The sequence below is a fragment of the Ralstonia soli genome (genome assembly GCF_023955655.1).
In the GTDB taxonomy this organism is placed as follows: Bacteria; Pseudomonadota; Gammaproteobacteria; order Burkholderiales; family Burkholderiaceae; genus Ralstonia; species Ralstonia soli.
This window is the reverse complement of the sequence record NZ_JAMXHT010000003.1, coordinates 252152-268261: the sequence shown is the minus strand read 5'-3', so window position 1 is coordinate 268261 and position 16110 is coordinate 252152. Positions and strand designations below refer to the sequence as shown.

14 protein-coding genes are annotated in these 16110 nt (G+C 64.4%); 7 read left to right on the top strand and 7 right to left on the bottom strand.

Features of this window, described 5'->3' with window-relative positions:
* Positions 1-6 precede the first annotated feature (6 nt).
* The 3 genes from NG900_RS08255 to NG900_RS08245 are packed head-to-tail and all read left to right on the top strand — an operon-like array spanning position 7 to position 3934.
* On the top strand, positions 7-1416 hold the full coding sequence (locus NG900_RS08255; protein ID WP_252679030.1) for a sodium:proton antiporter: 1410 nt from the start codon (positions 7-9) through the stop codon (positions 1414-1416).
* A gap of 19 nt (positions 1417-1435) precedes the next feature.
* A complete protein-coding gene (locus NG900_RS08250) occupies positions 1436-2437 on the top strand; it encodes a 2-hydroxyacid dehydrogenase (RefSeq protein WP_252679028.1) in 1002 nt (333 codons plus the stop codon).
* A 12-nt stretch (positions 2438-2449) separates the two neighbouring features.
* The gene (locus NG900_RS08245; protein WP_252679025.1) at positions 2450-3934 is read left to right on the top strand and encodes a DNA recombination protein RmuC; all 1485 of its coding nucleotides are present in this window, start codon (positions 2450-2452) and stop codon (positions 3932-3934) included.
* 74 nt (positions 3935-4008) lie between these two features.
* Here the strand turns inward: NG900_RS08245 and NG900_RS08240 are convergent, their stop codons facing one another.
* From NG900_RS08240 to NG900_RS08220, 5 genes are all read right to left on the bottom strand, one after another.
* Positions 4009-4293: a hypothetical protein gene (locus tag NG900_RS08240; protein WP_252679022.1), complete on the bottom strand. Its 285-nt coding sequence runs from the start codon at positions 4291-4293 to the stop codon at positions 4009-4011.
* Positions 4294-4447: 154 nt separating this feature from the next.
* Positions 4448-5737: a molybdopterin molybdotransferase MoeA gene (gene moeA / locus NG900_RS08235; RefSeq protein ID WP_252679020.1), complete on the bottom strand. Its 1290-nt coding sequence runs from the start codon at positions 5735-5737 to the stop codon at positions 4448-4450.
* 44 nt (positions 5738-5781) lie between these two features.
* The gene (mobA, locus tag NG900_RS08230; RefSeq protein WP_252679018.1) at positions 5782-6396 is read right to left on the bottom strand and encodes a molybdenum cofactor guanylyltransferase MobA; all 615 of its coding nucleotides are present in this window, start codon (positions 6394-6396) and stop codon (positions 5782-5784) included.
* 20 nt (positions 6397-6416) lie between these two features.
* Positions 6417-7547, bottom strand: a complete 1131-nt coding sequence (moaA, locus tag NG900_RS08225; protein ID WP_252679015.1) for a GTP 3',8-cyclase MoaA — start codon at positions 7545-7547, stop codon at positions 6417-6419.
* A 192-nt stretch (positions 7548-7739) separates the two neighbouring features.
* Positions 7740-10724: an Rne/Rng family ribonuclease gene (locus tag NG900_RS08220; RefSeq protein ID WP_252679012.1), complete on the bottom strand. Its 2985-nt coding sequence runs from the start codon at positions 10722-10724 to the stop codon at positions 7740-7742.
* Positions 10725-11460: 736 nt separating this feature from the next.
* On the opposite strand from NG900_RS08220, the gene NG900_RS08215 reads away from it, so the two are divergent.
* Genes NG900_RS08215 through NG900_RS08200 form a run of 4 tightly spaced genes read left to right on the top strand, consistent with a single transcriptional unit; the run spans position 11461 to position 14682 of the window.
* A complete protein-coding gene (locus tag NG900_RS08215; RefSeq protein ID WP_252679830.1) occupies positions 11461-12489 on the top strand; it encodes an RluA family pseudouridine synthase in 1029 nt (342 codons plus the stop codon).
* Complete coding sequence (locus tag NG900_RS08210) at positions 12470-13129, top strand: HAD-IA family hydrolase (protein ID WP_252679010.1); 660 nt, start codon at positions 12470-12472, stop codon at positions 13127-13129. The genes NG900_RS08215 and NG900_RS08210 overlap by 20 nt, the downstream gene beginning before the upstream one ends.
* Entirely contained in the window at positions 13122-13523 is a 402-nt protein-coding gene (locus tag NG900_RS08205) for a Rieske (2Fe-2S) protein (protein WP_252679007.1), read from the top strand. Before NG900_RS08210 ends, NG900_RS08205 begins: the two co-directional genes overlap by 8 nt.
* A 46-nt stretch (positions 13524-13569) precedes the next feature.
* A complete protein-coding gene (locus tag NG900_RS08200; RefSeq protein WP_252678998.1) occupies positions 13570-14682 on the top strand; it encodes a S49 family peptidase in 1113 nt (370 codons plus the stop codon).
* Positions 14683-14691: 9 nt separating this feature from the next.
* Here NG900_RS08200 and NG900_RS08195 read toward each other — a convergent pair whose 3' ends face one another.
* Entirely contained in the window at positions 14692-15423 is a 732-nt protein-coding gene (locus tag NG900_RS08195) for an SAM-dependent methyltransferase (RefSeq protein ID WP_252678989.1), read from the bottom strand.
* 3 nt (positions 15424-15426) lie between these two features.
* Positions 15427-16023, bottom strand: coding sequence for a Maf-like protein (locus NG900_RS08190; RefSeq protein ID WP_252678987.1), 597 nt, complete (start codon positions 16021-16023; stop codon positions 15427-15429).
* Between the last annotated feature and the right edge of the window lie 87 nt (positions 16024-16110).

Genomic DNA, 16110 nt, shown 5'->3' with positions numbered 1-16110 from the left:
GCCTACGTGAAACGCCTCTGGCCCCTTGTCTTCCTGTTTGTCTGTGGCCTGGCGCGCGCCGCCGATGTGAACGGCGCGGAGTTGTCTGTGCTATGGGGAGTGCCCTTTGCGGGCATCCTGCTCTCGATTGCCATTGCGCCGCTTGTGGTACCCAAGCTGTGGCACGCGCATTACGGCAAGATCGCGGCGGGTTGGGCCTTGGCGTTTTTAGTGCCGTTTGGCATGGCATTCGGCGCGGAATCGGCCATTGCGTCCATCAACCATGCCGCGCTTGCGGAGTACATCCCCTTCATTGCGCTGATCGCCGCGCTGTACGTGGTGGCGGGCGGCATCTGCATCCGCGGCAATCTGCACGGCACACCCAAGCTCAATACGGGCTTGATCGCACTGGGTACGGGCCTCGCCAGCATCATGGGGACGACCGGCGCCGCCATGTTGCTGATCCGCCCGCTGCTGCGTGCGAACGAGGATCGCCGGCACCGTGCGCACGTCGTCGTGTTCTTCATCTTTCTGGTGGCCAATGCCGGTGGCGCGCTTACGCCACTGGGCGACCCGCCGCTGTTCCTCGGTTTTCTGCAGGGCGTCGATTTCTTCTGGACTACCCAGTATCTCTGGCGCCAGACACTGGTGATGTGGGTACTGCTGCTGGCTATCTTCTTCGTCATTGACAGCTATTTCTATCGCACGGGCAAGGAAGAGCTGCCCAACATCACCGACGCCACACCTGACGATGCCGGCCCGCTGCGCCTGGAAGGCAACGTCAACTTCGTGCTGCTTGCTGGCATCCTGGGGCTCGTGCTGATGAGCGGGCTGTGGAAGCCAGGCATCGTTTTCCACGTGATGGGCACCGAAGTGCTGTTGCAGAACGTCGTGCGCGATATCGGCCTGATCCTGATCGCGTTGCTGTCGCTGTGGCTCACGCCGCGCAGCGCGCGTGCCGGCAACGAATTCAACTGGGAGCCCATCCTGGAGGTGGCCAAGCTGTTCGCCGGCATCTTCATCACGATCGGCCCGGTGATTGCGATGCTGAAGGCGGGTGTGGACGGCCCGTTTGCGGGCATCGTGCATCTGGTCAACGATAGCGCGGGCCAGCCGAACAATGCGATGTATTTCTGGGCAACGGGGCTGCTGTCATCGTTCCTCGACAATGCGCCAACGTATCTGGTGTTCTTCAACACCGCCGGCGGCGACGCCCGCATGCTGATGAGCGAGGGCGCATCCACGCTGGCGGCCATCTCCGCAGCGGCGGTGTTCATGGGCGCGAACACTTACATCGGCAACGCGCCCAACCTGATGGTCAAGGCCATCGCCGAAAGCCGTGGCTTGCAGATGCCCAGTTTCTTCGGCTACATGCTGTGGTCGGTGGGCATTCTCGTGCCGATCTTCGTGCTGATGACCTTTGTCTTCTTCCGCTAACCGAACGTGTGCTGAGCGTATGAAACCCGGAATCCTTGTCACTCGCGCGATGTTTCCCGAAGTGCTGGAGCGCCTGCGCGAAACCTTCGATGTGATCGACAACCAGGCGGATGTCGTCTATCCGCCCGAAGCGTTGGCCGAGCGCCTGCAGGGCCGTGTCGGGTTGCTTGCCAATGCGGCGGACACCATCAACGCCGATCTGATCGCCCGTGTGCCGACCCTGCGTGCGGTGGCCAACATGGCGGTCGGCTACAACAACTTTGATCTGGCTGCGATGACGCGCGCGGGCATCCTGGCCACCAACACGCCCGACATCCTGACCGAGACCACGGCCGATTTCGGCTGGGCCTTGCTGATGGCTGCCGCGCGCCGCGTCACCGAATCCGAGCACTGGCTGCGCGCCGGCCAATGGAAGCGCTGGACGTATGACGCGTTCCTCGGCGCAGAGGTATATGGCAGCACGTTGGGCATTCTCGGCATGGGCCGCATCGGCCAGGCGCTGGCGCGACGTGCGAGCGGCTTTTCGATGCGCGTGATCTATCACAACCGCAGCCGGCTCTCTCCCGAAGTCGAGCAGGACACGCGCGCCACCTATGTCAGCAAGGAAGACCTGCTGAAGCAGGCTGATCACCTCGTGCTGGTGCTGCCGTATTCCAAGGAAAGCCACCACGCCATCGGCGCGGCAGAGCTTGCGCAGATGAAGCCGACGGCCACGCTGGTCAACCTTGCGCGTGGCGGCATCGTTGATGACGCGGCACTGGCGCAGGCGCTGGCCGAGCAACGCATCTTCGCCGCGGGCCTCGATGTGTACGAGGGCGAACCGGCCGTGCACCCGGCGCTGCTGGAAGCGGAGCGTGTGGCGCTCACGCCGCACATCGCCAGCGCCACGTTCGGCACGCGCCTTGGCATGGCCAACCTGGCCGCCGACAACCTGATTGCGGCGCTCGGCTTCGGCCCGTGCGCTGGGCAGCCGCCCAACCTGTTGAACCCGGACGCGCTGACGCAGCGCGCGTCTTCTTGATCGAACGCTGATATGGATTGGATGGCTTTACTGACGTTGCTGGGCGTGGTTGTGGTGGCCGCGCTGTGCGCGCTGATCTGGCGTGGCGTGTCACGCCCCGCAGCGAATGACGTGTCGCCGATGCTCGCGGCACTGCAGGACGGGTTGATGCGGGAGCTTGTGCGCGGCAACGAACGCATCGAGCGCGAACTGCGCGGCGAGATTGCCGAAACCGCCCGCATTGGTCGCAGTGATGTGACGCAGCAACTCGGCCAGTTCCAGCAGGTGCTGGCCACGCAGCTCACCAGCGTCGCCACGTTGCAGAACAACCAGATCGACACCTTCGCGCAACAGCTCACCAAGCTGACGGAGACCAACACCCACCAACTTGAAGCCGTGCGCCAGAGCCTGCAGCAGCAGGCCCAGCAGGCACGCGAAGAGCAGGGCAACGCGCTGCGCCGCTTTGGCGAGACGATGCAGCAGCAGCTCGCCCAATTGGGCGAGGGCAACGAGCGCCGCCTGGCGGAGGTGCGCGCCACGCTTGAGCAGAAGCTCAAGGACATCGAGGCCAACAACGCGACCAAGCTCGACGAGATGCGCCGCACCGTCGACGAGAAGCTGCACGCCACACTCGAGCAGCGCCTGGGCGAGTCGTTCAAGCTGGTGTCTGACCGGTTGGAACAGGTGCACCGCGGTCTGGGCGAAATGCAAGCGCTAGCGCAAGGCGTGGGTGACCTGAAGAAGGTGCTGACCAACGTGAAAACGCGTGGCACCTGGGGCGAAGTCCAGCTCGAGATGCTGCTGGAGCAGATGCTCACCCCCGAGCAGTACGACAAGAACGTCGAAACCGTGCGTGGTACCGGGGCGCGGGTGGAGTTCGCCATCCGCCTGCCCGGCAAGACCGACGCCGACCGCGACGCCACTGTCTGGTTGCCGATCGATGCCAAGTTCCCCAAGGAGCAGTACGAGCGCCTGCTCGATGCGCAGGAGCGCGCCGACGCAGAAGCCGCTACCGCCGCCAGCCGCGAACTGGAAGTCGCGGTGCGCAAGGAGGCGCAGACCATCCAGGAGAAGTACATCGCGCCGCCGGCCACGACCGACTTCGCCATTCTCTTCCTGCCGACCGAAGGCCTCTACGCCGAAGTGCTGCGCCGCCCGGGCCTGACGGACGAGCTGCAGCGCAAGTTCCGGGTGACGGTGGCGGGCCCGACCACGCTCACCGCCATCCTGAACAGTCTGCAGATGGGATTCCGCACGCTGGCGCTGGAGAAGCGTTCGAGCGAGGTCTGGCAAGTGCTGGGCGCGGTGAAGAGCGAGTTCGGCAAGTTCGGCGACGTGCTGGCTGCAACCAAGAAGACGCTTGAGCGGGCCGTCAGCAACATTGAGCAGGCCGAGGTACGCACGCGCCAGATGAATCGCAAGCTCAAGGCCGTGGAGGCGTTGCCGAGCGAATCCGCGCAGAACGTGCTGGGGTTGGAAACCACGGTGGCGCAGGATGATGAGGCGGAGACTGAATAAGTCACCGGCGCAGGCGAGGGCAAAAGAAAAGGGGCGGAATCTTCCGCCCCTTCTTTCTGGATCGCATTGGCCCGTCAGGCTTCCGATTCTTCCGGCACGTCGCGCAGCGCAATCTCGATGCCGCCAAAGCGCGCGGCCACCCAGTTATACGCATGGCATGCCAGCCAAAGCGCACCAAAGCCGATCAGCGCATTCAGGATCAAGCCGCTCAGAATGGCAATGGCTGGCAATTCGCCCGTGCGAACGAAGCCGGTAAAGAAGAACAATCCCACGATGGGGAGCGAGAAACACAGGTATACCAACATCAGCGCACGCGCGGTGTGGGCGGGGTGGAGGTACACGATCTCCTTTTTCATCATGGCATTACGTAAGCTCGGGCAAGCTTAAAGCATTCAAACTGGCGCAAAGTGTAGCGAATCGACCGAGGCGCCGATACCCGCGCCCCGTGGGTGACGCAAAAAACCGACAGCATGCGGTGTTGCAACCCGCGCAAGGGCGGCGATCGCCAGCCCTTCAGATCAGGCCATCGAACAGGAGTACCTGCACGGGATCGCCCGCGTTGACCTGGCCCTGTTCGTGGGTGAGGACAACAAAGCAGTTTGCTTCACTCATGGAACGCAGCACGCCTGAGCCTTGCTGCCCGGTCAGGCGCACCTCCAGTTGGCCGCGATCGTTTAGCGCGGCGATCGCTCGCTGATACTCCGTACGGCCCGGGCGTTTACGAATCGGCGTCGCACTCACAGCCGGCACCAGCGGTGCTCCGCCGTCGGTGGCGCCCATCATGTGGAGCAGCGCGCCGCGCACGAAGTGATAGAACGTCACCATCACCGCCACCGGATTGCCTGGCAGGCCAAACAGGAACGCGCTGCGGCCGTTCGAGGAGATGCGGCCGAAGGCCATCGGCCGGCCTGGGCGCATGGCGATTTTCCAGAACGTCACATCGCCGAGCTTGGCCATCATCTGCTTGGTGAAATCGGCCTCGCCGACGGACACGCCGCCTGAGGTGATGATCGCATCGGCGTTTTCGGCGGCGGTGCGGAAGGCCGCTTCCAGCGCGGCCGGGTCGTCGCGCACGACGCCCATGTCGAGCAGCTCCACGCCCAGTCGTGAGAGCATGCCGTGCAGCGTGTAGCGGTTGGAGTCATACACGCAGCCGGCGTCGAGTGGTTCACCAATGGAACGCAGTTCGTCGCCGGTCGAGAAGAACGCCACACGCAGCCTGCGTCGCACCGACACCTCGGCGATACCCAGCGAGGCGAGCAGACCGATATCGGCGGGACGCAGCGTGCGGCCGGCAGACAGCGCGGCGCTGCCACGGGCGAGGTCTTCGCCGCGCAGGCGGCGGTTGTCGCCGGCGCGCACGGCGTCGCGGGCAAAGCGAACGCTAGACCGGTCGTCATCCTTGCTTTGCGTGAATTCCTGCGGGATGACGGTATCGCAGCCTGTGGGCATGACTGCGCCGGTCATGATGCGCACGGCTTCGCCCGCACCCGGCGCGCCATCAAAGGCGACACCCGCGTACGCCGTGCCGATCACGCGCAGGGAGAGATCCCCATCACCCAGCGCAAGTTCGGCACTCGCAAAGGCAAAGCCGTCCATGGCCGAATTGTCGTGCGAAGGGACGTCGATGGACGACAGCACATCTTCGGCCAGCACGCGGTCGAGTGCGCTGCGGATCGGCACGCGCGCAACGCCGCTTACGGGCTGCACGAAGCCGCGCATGATGGCTTGCGCCTGTGCCACAGGCAGCGCGTTCGGATCGTAATCGGACAGGCAGGAGACGACGGAGGCGAGGGTGGTCATGACGTCGGTGGGAATCGGATGGCCGCTGGTGCTCTGACGGCGCTCTAGCGGCGCTCGGCCAACTGGTGCAGTTCTTCCAGCGTATTGATGTTGGCGAAGGCGGCGCTGTCGTCGAACAGCACGTCCACCGTCGGGTGGCGGGCCGTCCAGGTTTCGATCTTGCGGCCACCGCTCTGCAGGTAGGCGATCAGATCATCGACCAACAGGGTGTCGATCAGACAGAACACCGGTTGCACCTGACGGCGCGCATCGCCATGCGCATCCGGTTCCATTGTTACCGGCATGGCGATGCGTGCGTTGGCGTCTTCCATGGCCTGCGAAAGCTTGGCGGCGAGGTCGGTCGGCACGAACGGCGAATCGCACGGAGCGGTCAGCAGATAGCGCGTCTGGCATTGCTCCAGCCCGGCCAGGATGCCCGCCAGCGGCCCGGCAAAGTCCGGCACTGAATCCACCACGACCGGCACGCCGAACGATTCGTACGCGGCCAGGTTGCGATTGGCGTTGATGAGCACGTGGCCGACCTGGGGCGACAGGCGCATCAATGTGTGCATCGCCATCGGCGCGCCGCGGAATGTCTGGAGGCCCTTGTCGACGCCGCCCATGCGGCTGCCCCGGCCGCCAGCCAGGATCAGGCCGGTGATGTCGGATGTTGGGATCATTGATTTGGACACGGGCGGGCTCAGCCGCCGATGTAGGACATTTCGATGCGCCTCCCGGCCGGCTGAGCCTGACCGCTGGCACGCAGTTCGGAGTAGCGATCCGCTCGGCCCTGCCAGACGGTGCGGATCGCGTTGGAGAGTTCCAGATCGTTCGCGCCGCCGCGCAGCAACGCGCGCAGGTCGAAACCCTCGGTTGCGAACAGGCAGAGGTACAGCTTGCCCTCGGTCGACAACCTCGCGCGGGTGCAGTCGTGGCAAAACGCCTGGGTCACGCTGGAGATCACGCCGATCTCGCCCGCGCCATCGACGTAGCGCCAGCGCTCGGCCGTCTCGCCGCTGTAGTTGGCCGTCACTGGCTCGAGCGCAAACTCCGCCGACAGACGCTTGACCACCTCGGCCGACGGTACGACGGAGCGCATGTCCCAGTGGTTGGTCGTGCCCACGTCCATGTATTCGATGAAGCGCACGATGATCCCACTGCCCCGGAAGTGGCGCGCCATCGGCACGATCTGGTCTTCGTTGTCGCCCTTCTTGACGACCATGTTGACCTTCAGTGGCGCCAGGCCCACCTTCTGTGCGACTTCGATACCGTGCAGCACCTCGCTCACGGCAAAATCGACGTCGTTCATGCGGCGGAACGTCGCATCGTCGATGCCATCGAGGCTCACCGTCACGCGGGTGAGGCCCGCATCTTTCAGTGATTGCGCCTTGCGTGCGAGCAGGGCGCCATTGGTGGTCAGCGTCAGGTCCAGCGGCTTGCCTTGCGTCGTGGTCAGGCGCGCCAGCATTTCGACCAGACGCTCAATGTCCTTGCGCAGCAGTGGCTCGCCGCCGGTCAGGCGGATCTTTTCGACGCCGTGCTCGATGAACAGCCGCGCCATGCGCTCGATCTCTTCGAACGACAGCAGCTCCGAGTGACGCAGGAAGCGGTAGTCCTTGTCGAACACGTCCTTCGGCATGCAGTACACGCAGCGGAAGTTGCAGCGGTCCGTGACGGAGATGCGAAGATCGTGCAGTCGGCGGCCACGCGTGTCGGTCAGCAGGCCCTGTGCTGGGACGAGCGTGTCCGGCACAGCGGGCACCGTGGCACGGTGGTGCTGGCCATCACGGATGTCACGCAGATCGTAGAGGGGGATGACGGTTTCGGTCATGGTGTGGTGCGGCGCATCAATCCACAGGACAGGGCGCTCGCGCTCGATACAGGTCGAGTGTAGCGCAGCCCCTGTTTGATGCGGGGAGCACAGTTCAGACTCCGCGTGTCGCGCACAGGAAAAAGGGCGGCCGAAGCCGCCCTCAGGCAAGGCATCGGCGTGGGTTTGGATTACCCGCCGCCGATGTGATGCTTACTGCTGGTCCGTACCACCTGCCGGACGGCTGGTCTCGACCAGAACCATCGGGCCTTGCTGGATCGGCGGCAGCGGCTTGCGCTCACGCGGCACGCGTGGCGGCGTGACGGTGCGGGCAGCTTCTTCCTGTGCCGTCTGCAGCTTCTGTGCATCCGTGTGGACCCACGTCATGCCTGCGTTGGTTAGCACGCTTTGCAGCGTCTCGATCGGCAGCGGCGAGCCCTTGGCGACCGTGCTGACCGGGGCCGGCACTTCAGCAAACGCCGTCACGATGGCCTCTTCGGCCACTTCCTTGGCGGGTGCTGCGGCAACGACGGGTTCCGTCGGCTGCACCGGCGGCAGGGCTGAAACAGGCGCCACAGCCTCGGCTGCATGCACGGGCTCGTGCACGACCGGAGCCGGGTTCTCGACTGGCGCGAACGATGCCGTGTGCACTGGCTCGGTCACGGTTGCAGGCGCGGCAGGCTCCGTAGGCATTTCAGCGATGGCTTCGTCGGCACCTTCTGCACCCTCTGCACCTTCGGCCTCACCTTCTGCACGCATGCCATCCGCACCTTCGCGGTCACGGCGATAGCGGTTGCGACCACGGCGGCCACGGCGACGGCGTTCTTCACCTTCACCGTTGCCTTCCGCACCCGGGGTAACGCCTTCTGCCGCAGCGCCTTCTGCCGGGGCAGTGGTGTCGAGCAGCGGTTGCGGCACTTGCGGTGCAGCGGTTTGGTCGATCAGGTTCTCGGCTGCTACCGGCGCGGTAGCGGCTGCGGCTTCCTTGGCTTGTTGATCGCGCTCGCGGCCTTCACGCGGCTCACGGTTTTCACGCGGTTCGCGCGGCTCACGACCTTCGCGGCTCTCACGCGGCTGGCGTTCGCGGCGCTCCTGGTTGCGCTCGCGGCGGCCTTGGCCCTCGGTGCGGGCTTCCTGGCCTTGCTGCGGCTGGCGGGCTTCAGCGGTTTCGCGAACGGCGCCTTCGACCTGCGCCGGCTGGCGGCTGCGATCGCGGTTACCGCGCTGGCCTTCACGTTGACCTTGCTGGCCATCGCGGGCTTCGTTGCGGTCGCGGCCTTGGCGATTGCCGTCGCGGCCATTCTGGCCCTGACCTTGACCTTGGCGCTCGCCACGTTCACCGCGCTGGCCACGGCCGCCACGGTCCGGGCGATTGCCGCGGCCCTGGCGGTTGCCATCTTCGGTGCGTTGCTTCGGTGCATCAACCGGCGCAGCGACCACCGGCTCAGCCGGCTTGGCACCAAACAGCGACTTCAGCCACGAAACAAAGCCACCCTGGGCAGGCACCGGAGCCGGCGCTTGCGGAGCAGGCGCAGCTTCAGTGCGGGCCGGACGCTCAGCGCGCGGCACCGACACGGGGGCCGGCTGTTCCGGCGTGATGCCCTTGACGGCGGCTTCCTGGCGCGGCTTGGCAGCTTCCTTGCGGGTGCTGTAGGCGGTGTCGGCTTCCAGTTCCTTGGCGGCCTCTTCGGCCATCTTGTAGCTGGCCTTGTTGTCGTCCAGGCGCGGATCGTCGTGGCGCAGGCGCTCCAGCTTGTAGTGCGGCGTCTCCAGATGCTTGTTCGGGATCAGCAGCACATTGACCTTGAAGCGCGTCTCGATCAGGTTGATATCCGGGCGCTTCTCGTTGAGCAGGAACGCAGCCACTTCCACCGGCACCTGGCAGTGGATCGCGGCGGTGTTTTCCTTCATCGCCTCTTCCTGGATGATGCGCAGCACCTGCAGGGCCGACGATTCGGTATCGCGGATGTGGCCCGTGCCGTTACAGCGCGGGCAAGTGACGTGCGAGCCTTCCGACAGCGACGGACGCAGGCGCTGGCGCGACAGTTCCATCAGGCCGAAACGGCTGATCTTGCCCATCTGCACGCGGGCGCGGTCGTGGCGCAGCGCGTCTTTCAGGCGGGTTTCGACGTCCTTCTGGGCCTTGCTCGACTCCATGTCGATGAAGTCGATCACGATCAGGCCGCCCAGGTCGCGCAGGCGGAGTTGGCGGGCGATTTCGTCGGCGGCTTCGAGGTTGGTGCGCGCGGCAGTTTCCTCGATGTCTGCGCCCTTGGTTGCGCGTGCCGAGTTCACGTCGATGGCGACCAGCGCCTCGGTGTGGTCGATCACAATCGCGCCGCCCGACGGCAGCATGACCATGCGCGAATACGCCGATTCGATCTGGTGTTCGATCTGGAAGCGCGAGAACAGGGGAACGTCGTCGCGGTACTTCTTCACCCGATTCATGTTGTCGGGCATCACCACGCTCATGAAGGCGCGGGCCTGATCGTAGATATCGTCCGTATCGATCAGGATTTCACCGATATCCGGCTGGAAGTAATCGCGGATCGCGCGGATCACCAGGCTGGATTCGAGATAGATCAGCAGCGGGGCCTTGTTGTCGACGGCGGCGCCATCGACGGCCTTCCACAGCTGCATCAGGTAGTTCAAGTCCCACTGCAGTTCTTCAGCCGAGCGGCCGATGCCTGCGGTGCGGGCAATGATGCTCATGCCGTCCGGCACTTCCAGCTGCGCCATGGTTTCGCGCAGTTCCTGGCGATCTTCGCCTTCGATGCGGCGCGACACGCCACCACCACGCGGGTTGTTTGGCATCAGCACCAGATAACGGCCGGCCAGCGAGATGAACGTGGTCAGGGCGGCGCCCTTGTTGCCGCGCTCTTCCTTCTCGACCTGGACGATCAGCTCCTGGCCTTCGCGCAGGGCATCCTGGATGCGCGCATTGCGCACGTCCACGCCGTCCTTGAAATAGGCGCGGGCGACTTCCTTGAAGGGGAGAAAACCGTGCCGCTCTTCGCCGTAGTTGACGAAGCACGCTTCCAGCGACGGTTCGATGCGGGTGATGACACCCTTGTAGATATTGCCTTTGCGCTGTTCGCGCCCGGCGGTTTCGATGTCGATGTCGATCAGCTTCTGACCGTCGACAATCGCGACGCGCAATTCTTCTTGCTGCGTCGCATTGAACAACATGCGTTTCATTGCAACCTCACTCCAATGCCGTGCAAGCACGGCGCTTCATGGAGCACGCGAAGGCGGAGCGGGTGGTCAACGAATTGCCTAGGTGTCGGCCGGCAAAAAAGGCGCGACGGGGCACGGGCGAAAGAAATGAGGGCATTACACGCGTCACCGTGGGTGACAGGATGGATTTGCCGGCGCGGTCGGCGCCGTGTTGCGCGTCCTGTCACTCGTGCTGCGAGCCCAACGCGTTGTGCGGGTGGGCCGGCGGCGGCGAGTCGCGTGAAGCGACCACAAAGAGCGAATTGACGGACGGCTTGTCCGGACGAAACCCGCGGCGGGCAAATCGGGCGGCGTGCTGCTTGTTAGAGTTTTGCCGCCGGACCGCCATGGCAACGCGGTAACCGGATATCCAGCCGGCCGGCACCAACTTTGGTGCGGCAAGGGCTTCTTTCACCAAGCGGGCGCCGTATGGAGTTCCATTGGCGCCCGCCTTTGAATTCTGTTCTACCAGCTGCTCGTTCTACGCTGGCCGACCTTGCCGACGTGATCTTTGGTTCACGTCCTGCGCAGGTGAGACAGCGGTGCGTGCTGCTTTCGTGCCGATCTGGCCGGTCACGTGTCTAGCTTTGTAGCACAAGTGGACCAGAGATCGGTACGTTCCGGACGGAAACGGTGGCTGTGTACAATACCTGTTGTTCGTCCCGACCGGCTCTTGCTGGCGCTTAAACGACTGTCCAGCGAGAAAATTATATTGAAAATGAATGAGTTACGCCATCCATTTGATGGCCGCATTCAAGAGGCCGTGCGTGGCGCACTCGACGGCAAATCCGTCGCCTACGTGGAAATCGGCGACGACGCCGAAGGACAGCGCATCGACAATTTTTTGATGCGACTGGCCAAGGGTGTGCCCAAGAGCCATATCTACCGCATCCTGCGCTCTGGCGAGGTGCGGGTGAACAAGGGGCGCATCGATGCGGAATATCGCCTCAAACTTGGCGATCTGGTGCGCATTCCGCCGCTGCGGATCGCTCAGCAGGCTGAAACGCCGCGTGCGATTCCCGCTGCTGAGTTCACGATCCTCCATGAAGATACGCATCTGTTGGTGATCGACAAGCCCGCCGGGGTGGCGGTGCATGGCGGCTCGGGTGTGGCTTTTGGGGTGATCGAACAGCTGCGTCAATCACGCCCCGAAGCCAAGTTCCTGGAATTGGTGCACCGCCTGGATCGCGAAACGTCGGGCGTCCTACTATTGGCGAAGAAGCGCTCGGCGCTGGTGGCGCTGCATGAGCAGATCCGCGAAGGCCGTCTCGACAAGCGCTACTTTGCAGCCGTGAAGGGCCTGTGGCCGCACAAGCGCCAGCATATCAAGGCGCCGCTGCACAAATTCACCACGCCAGAAGGGGAGCGCCGTGTGCGCGTGCAGGCCGACGGTCAGCCATCGCATACGATTTTCAACAAGGTGGGCGTGTTCGGACCGTACACGTTGCTGGAGGCCGAGTTGAAGACCGGCCGTACACACCAGATCCGGGTGCACTTGGCGCACGCCGGTTTCCCGATTCTGGGCGACGACAAGTACGGCGATTTCACGCTGAACAAGGCGCTATCGCGCGCAAACGCCTCGCCGCGGCTGCCGCGCATGTTCCTGCACGCGCATCGCCTGACGCTGATGCACCCTCAAAGCGGCGAAATCGTCACTTTCAATGCGCCGCTGCCTGCCGAGTGCGCAGACTTCCTCAACGCCTTCCAATCTCAGGACCCCGTTCCCGATGCCCCAGCAGCGCTTTGATCTGATCGTCTTCGACTGGGACGGCACGCTGATGGATTCGACGTCGGCCATTACGCGATCCATCCAGCTGGCGTGCCGGGATCTCGAATTGCCGGTGCCTGACGACACGCGCGCGAGCCATGTGATCGGCCTCGGGCTGCGGGACGCGCTCGAATATGCCGTTCCGACGCTCGATCCCGCCGACTACGGCAAGCTCGCCGAGCGGTATCGCTTTCATTACCTCAGCCGCGACGCGCATCTCGTGCTGTTTCCCGGCGTGCGCGAGATGCTGGAAGCGCTGCGCCGCGAGAACTATCTGCTGGCCGTGGCGACAGGCAAGTCGCGCGTCGGCCTACAGCGTGCTCTGGAGGCCACGAACCTCACCGGCGTCTTCGATAACACACGCTGTGCTGACGAGACGTTTTCCAAGCCGCACCCGGCCATGCTGCTGGAGCTCACACGCGATCTCGGCATGGACGTCGAGCGCACAGTGATGATCGGCGACACCACGCATGACTTGCAGATGGCCGCCAACGCGGGCGCAGCCGGTGTGGCCGTCACATACGGCGCGCATCCTGCTGACGTGCTGCACACGCTCACGCCGCTGTACTGCGCCAAGTCGGTGCCTGACCTGCACAACTGGCTGACGCAGCATGCCTGAGATGGCGGAACTGGTTCGCGTTTGCGAAAGCGCCGCACTGGAAGACGGCGGCTTGGGCGTGCGTTTTCAGGTGGAGCTTCGGGGCCGGTTGGTCAGCGCATTCGTCGTCCGTTATGCCGGGGGCGTGCATGGCTATCTGAATCAGTGCGCGCACGTGCCGATGGAAATGGATTGGCAGGAAGGCCGGTTCTTTGAAAGCTCCGGCCTGTATCTGATGTGCGCCACGCACGGCGCCCTTTACGAGCCGGACTCCGGCCGATGCGTGGGCGGGCCGTGCCGGGGTTCGCACTTGTCCAAGCTCGACATTGCTGAGCGTGACGGTACGGTGTGGTGGCAGCCGGATGCCCTGTTCCGTGCGCCGACCCCCGCACCTGCGCCGACACCATCGGCCTGATGGCGGCACGGTTTTTTTTTCTCCTCGATCGTTTTTCCTCTCGTCTATGACCGATTCGATTCCGCCGAAGGGGACAGAAGACGCCCCCAACGAGGGCGCAGGCAAGCCAGAAGCGCTGGAAGTGACGCAGCATGCCGATCACCCGCTCGAAGCCGAGCTGCGTGATTCGGCGGCAGGCAGGCCGGCAGCTGCCACGGCATCGACGGCATCCGGGCAGGCCAGCGGCTGGGAGCGCGACGTGCTCGAAAAGGTGTTGATGGCGACGATTCGCGAGCAACGCGCCGCGCGCCGCTGGCGCATCTTCTTCCGCTTTGTGACGCTGGGCATCATCGGGCTGCTGCTCTTTGCATTTGCCAGCCTAGAGGGCGAAACCGTCAGCACGGGCCGCCATACGGCGCTCATCACGCTCGACGGCGAAATTGCCGCCAACACGAACGCCAGTGCCGAGAACATCAACGCCTCGTTGCAGGCTGCGTTTGCGGACGACAACACGGTCGGCGTGATCCTGAAGATCAATTCGCCGGGCGGCTCGCCGGTGCAGGCAGGCATGATCAACGACGAGATCCGCCGCCTGCGTGCCAAGTACAAGAAGATTCCGCTGTACGTCGTGGTGGAAGAAATGTGTGCCTCGGGCGGTTACTACGTGGCCGCCGCCGCCGACAAGATCTATGTCGACAAGGCCAGCATCGTCGGCTCGATCGGCGTGCTGATGGACGGCTTCGGCTTTACCGGTCTGATGGACAAGGTGGGCGTGGAGCGCCGCCTGCTGACCGCCGGTTCGAACAAGGGGATGCTCGATCCGTTCTCGCCCGTGTCGCCGCAGCAGAAGCAATACGCGCAGGAGATGCTCGACCAGGTGCACCAGCAGTTCATCGACGTGGTCAAGCAAGGGCGCGGCAACCGTCTGAAGGACGATCCGACGTTGTTTACCGGCCTGTTCTGGACGGGCGCCAAGGCGGTGGATCTGGGGCTGGCCGATGCGATCGGCAGCTCGGACTTTGTGGCGCGCAGCGTGATCAAGGCGCCGGACGTGGTCGACTACACCGTGAAGGAAAACTTCGCTTCGCGCGTGGCGCGCAAGCTCGGCACGGCGATGGGCGCGGGCGCCGTGAAGGCGCTGGCCACCACGGGCCAGCTCAAGCTGCTGATGAAGGAGTAACGCGCGGAGTTATCTCGCTAGCAGCGAGAAGATTGCCGGCCGCTTGTGCAAGTCCATGCGGTCGGCACGCCAGTCGCTCACGGGCAGAGTGACGACCTGTTCAGTGGGCAGTGTCAGGTCCGCCGCGATCGACAGCAGCGTGCCGGGCGCGCACGCCGCCTGGATGGCTTCCAGTAGCGCGCCATTGCGGTAGGGCGTTTCGATGAACACCTGGGTTTGCCCGGCGGCGCGTGAGAGTTGCTCCAGCGCACGCAGCTTGGTCTTGCGTTCGCTCGCATCGACCGGCAGGTAGCCGTTGAATGCAAAGCTCTGGCCGTTCAGGCCGGATGCCATCACCGCCAGCAGGATCGAACTCGGCCCCACCAGCGGCTTCACGCGCACGCCATGCCGATGTGCGAGGCGCACAAGGTTCGCGCCCGGGTCGGCCACCGCCGGCACGCCCGCTTCCGACATCAGCCCGGCATCTTGCCCGGCAATCACCGGGGCCAGCAGGGCTTCCAGTTCCGATTCCGGTGTCTTGACGTTCAGCTCGCGAATGGTGATTTCCTGCAGCGGGCGTGCGAGCGGCGCGGTCTCGGCCAGCTTCTTGAGCAGCGCGCGCGCCGTCTTGGCGTGCTCGGCAACGAAGTAGTCGAGTCGTGCGGTGATCTGCTGCACGCCGGTCGGAATAACGTCAGGCAGCGGGTCGGCCGCGTCGCGCAAACCGAGCGTGTTGGGAATGAGGTAGAGCGTACCGGCCATGGCTTACACGAACAGCGGGTAGTGCACGTTGCGCAGCATGCTGGTCAGCGCGATCAGCGGCAGACCGACCAGCGCGGTCGGGTCCGAAGATTCCACGCGTTCGAGCAGGGCGATGCCCAGGCCCTCGGACTTGGCGCTGCCAGCCACGTCGTAGGGGTGCTCCAGGTGCAGGTAGGCGTCCAGTTCTTCGTCGGAAAGATTGCGAAAGGTCGCCAGTGTGCGGATGTCTTCGCTCTGGTGTTGTCCGGTGCGGCCGTCGTACAGGCACAACGCCGAGTGGAATGTGACGGTTCTGCCACGCATCCAGTGCAATTGTGCCAGCGCGCGGGCGTGGTCGCCGGGCTTGCCGACCTGCTTGCCATCCAGCGTGGCGACCTGGTCGGAGCCGATCACGAGCGCGCCTGGGTAACCGGCGGCGACCTTCTCGGCTTTTTGCTGGGCGAGGCGCAGCGCGGTCTGGTCGGGCGACTCGCCCGGCGCGGGCGTCTCGTCAATATTGGGCACCACGATCTCGAACGGCAGGCGCAGGCGTTCGAGCAATTCCCGCCGATACGGCGAGCTTGAGGCGAGAATCAGCGGCGGACGCGAGGCAGAAGTCATAAGTGCTTGAAGATGCAGTGGATTTTGAGCGAAAACCTTTTGACGCCAGAGGTTTTTGCCCGCTATAATCCCGCGTTTCGCGGTTTG

What these genes read in the sequence shown, in the direction of transcription:
- NG900_RS08245 (WP_252679025.1), top strand. Translation starts at nt 2,450, where the DNA reads ATGGATTGGATGGCTTTACTGACGTTGCTGGGCGTGGTTGTGGTGGCC.
- NG900_RS08250 (WP_252679028.1), top strand. Translation starts at nt 1,436, where the DNA reads ATGAAACCCGGAATCCTTGTCACTCGCGCGATGTTTCCCGAAGTGCTG.
- NG900_RS08195 (WP_252678989.1), bottom strand. Translation starts at nt 15,423, where the DNA reads ATGGCCGGTACGCTCTACCTCATTCCCAACACGCTCGGTTTGCGCGAC.
- moaA (WP_252679015.1), bottom strand. Translation starts at nt 7,547, where the DNA reads ATGACCGAAACCGTCATCCCCCTCTACGATCTGCGTGACATCCGTGAT.
- moeA (WP_252679020.1), bottom strand. Translation starts at nt 5,737, where the DNA reads ATGACCACCCTCGCCTCCGTCGTCTCCTGCCTGTCCGATTACGATCCG.
- mobA (WP_252679018.1), bottom strand. Translation starts at nt 6,396, where the DNA reads ATGATCCCAACATCCGACATCACCGGCCTGATCCTGGCTGGCGGCCGG.
- NG900_RS08205 (WP_252679007.1), top strand. Translation starts at nt 13,122, where the DNA reads ATGCCTGAGATGGCGGAACTGGTTCGCGTTTGCGAAAGCGCCGCACTG.
- NG900_RS08190 (WP_252678987.1), bottom strand. Translation starts at nt 16,023, where the DNA reads ATGACTTCTGCCTCGCGTCCGCCGCTGATTCTCGCCTCAAGCTCGCCG.
- NG900_RS08210 (WP_252679010.1), top strand. Translation starts at nt 12,470, where the DNA reads ATGCCCCAGCAGCGCTTTGATCTGATCGTCTTCGACTGGGACGGCACG.
- NG900_RS08220 (WP_252679012.1), bottom strand. Translation starts at nt 10,724, where the DNA reads ATGAAACGCATGTTGTTCAATGCGACGCAGCAAGAAGAATTGCGCGTC.
- NG900_RS08240 (WP_252679022.1), bottom strand. Translation starts at nt 4,293, where the DNA reads ATGATGAAAAAGGAGATCGTGTACCTCCACCCCGCCCACACCGCGCGT.
- NG900_RS08215 (WP_252679830.1), top strand. Translation starts at nt 11,461, where the DNA reads ATGAATGAGTTACGCCATCCATTTGATGGCCGCATTCAAGAGGCCGTG.
- NG900_RS08200 (WP_252678998.1), top strand. Translation starts at nt 13,570, where the DNA reads ATGACCGATTCGATTCCGCCGAAGGGGACAGAAGACGCCCCCAACGAG.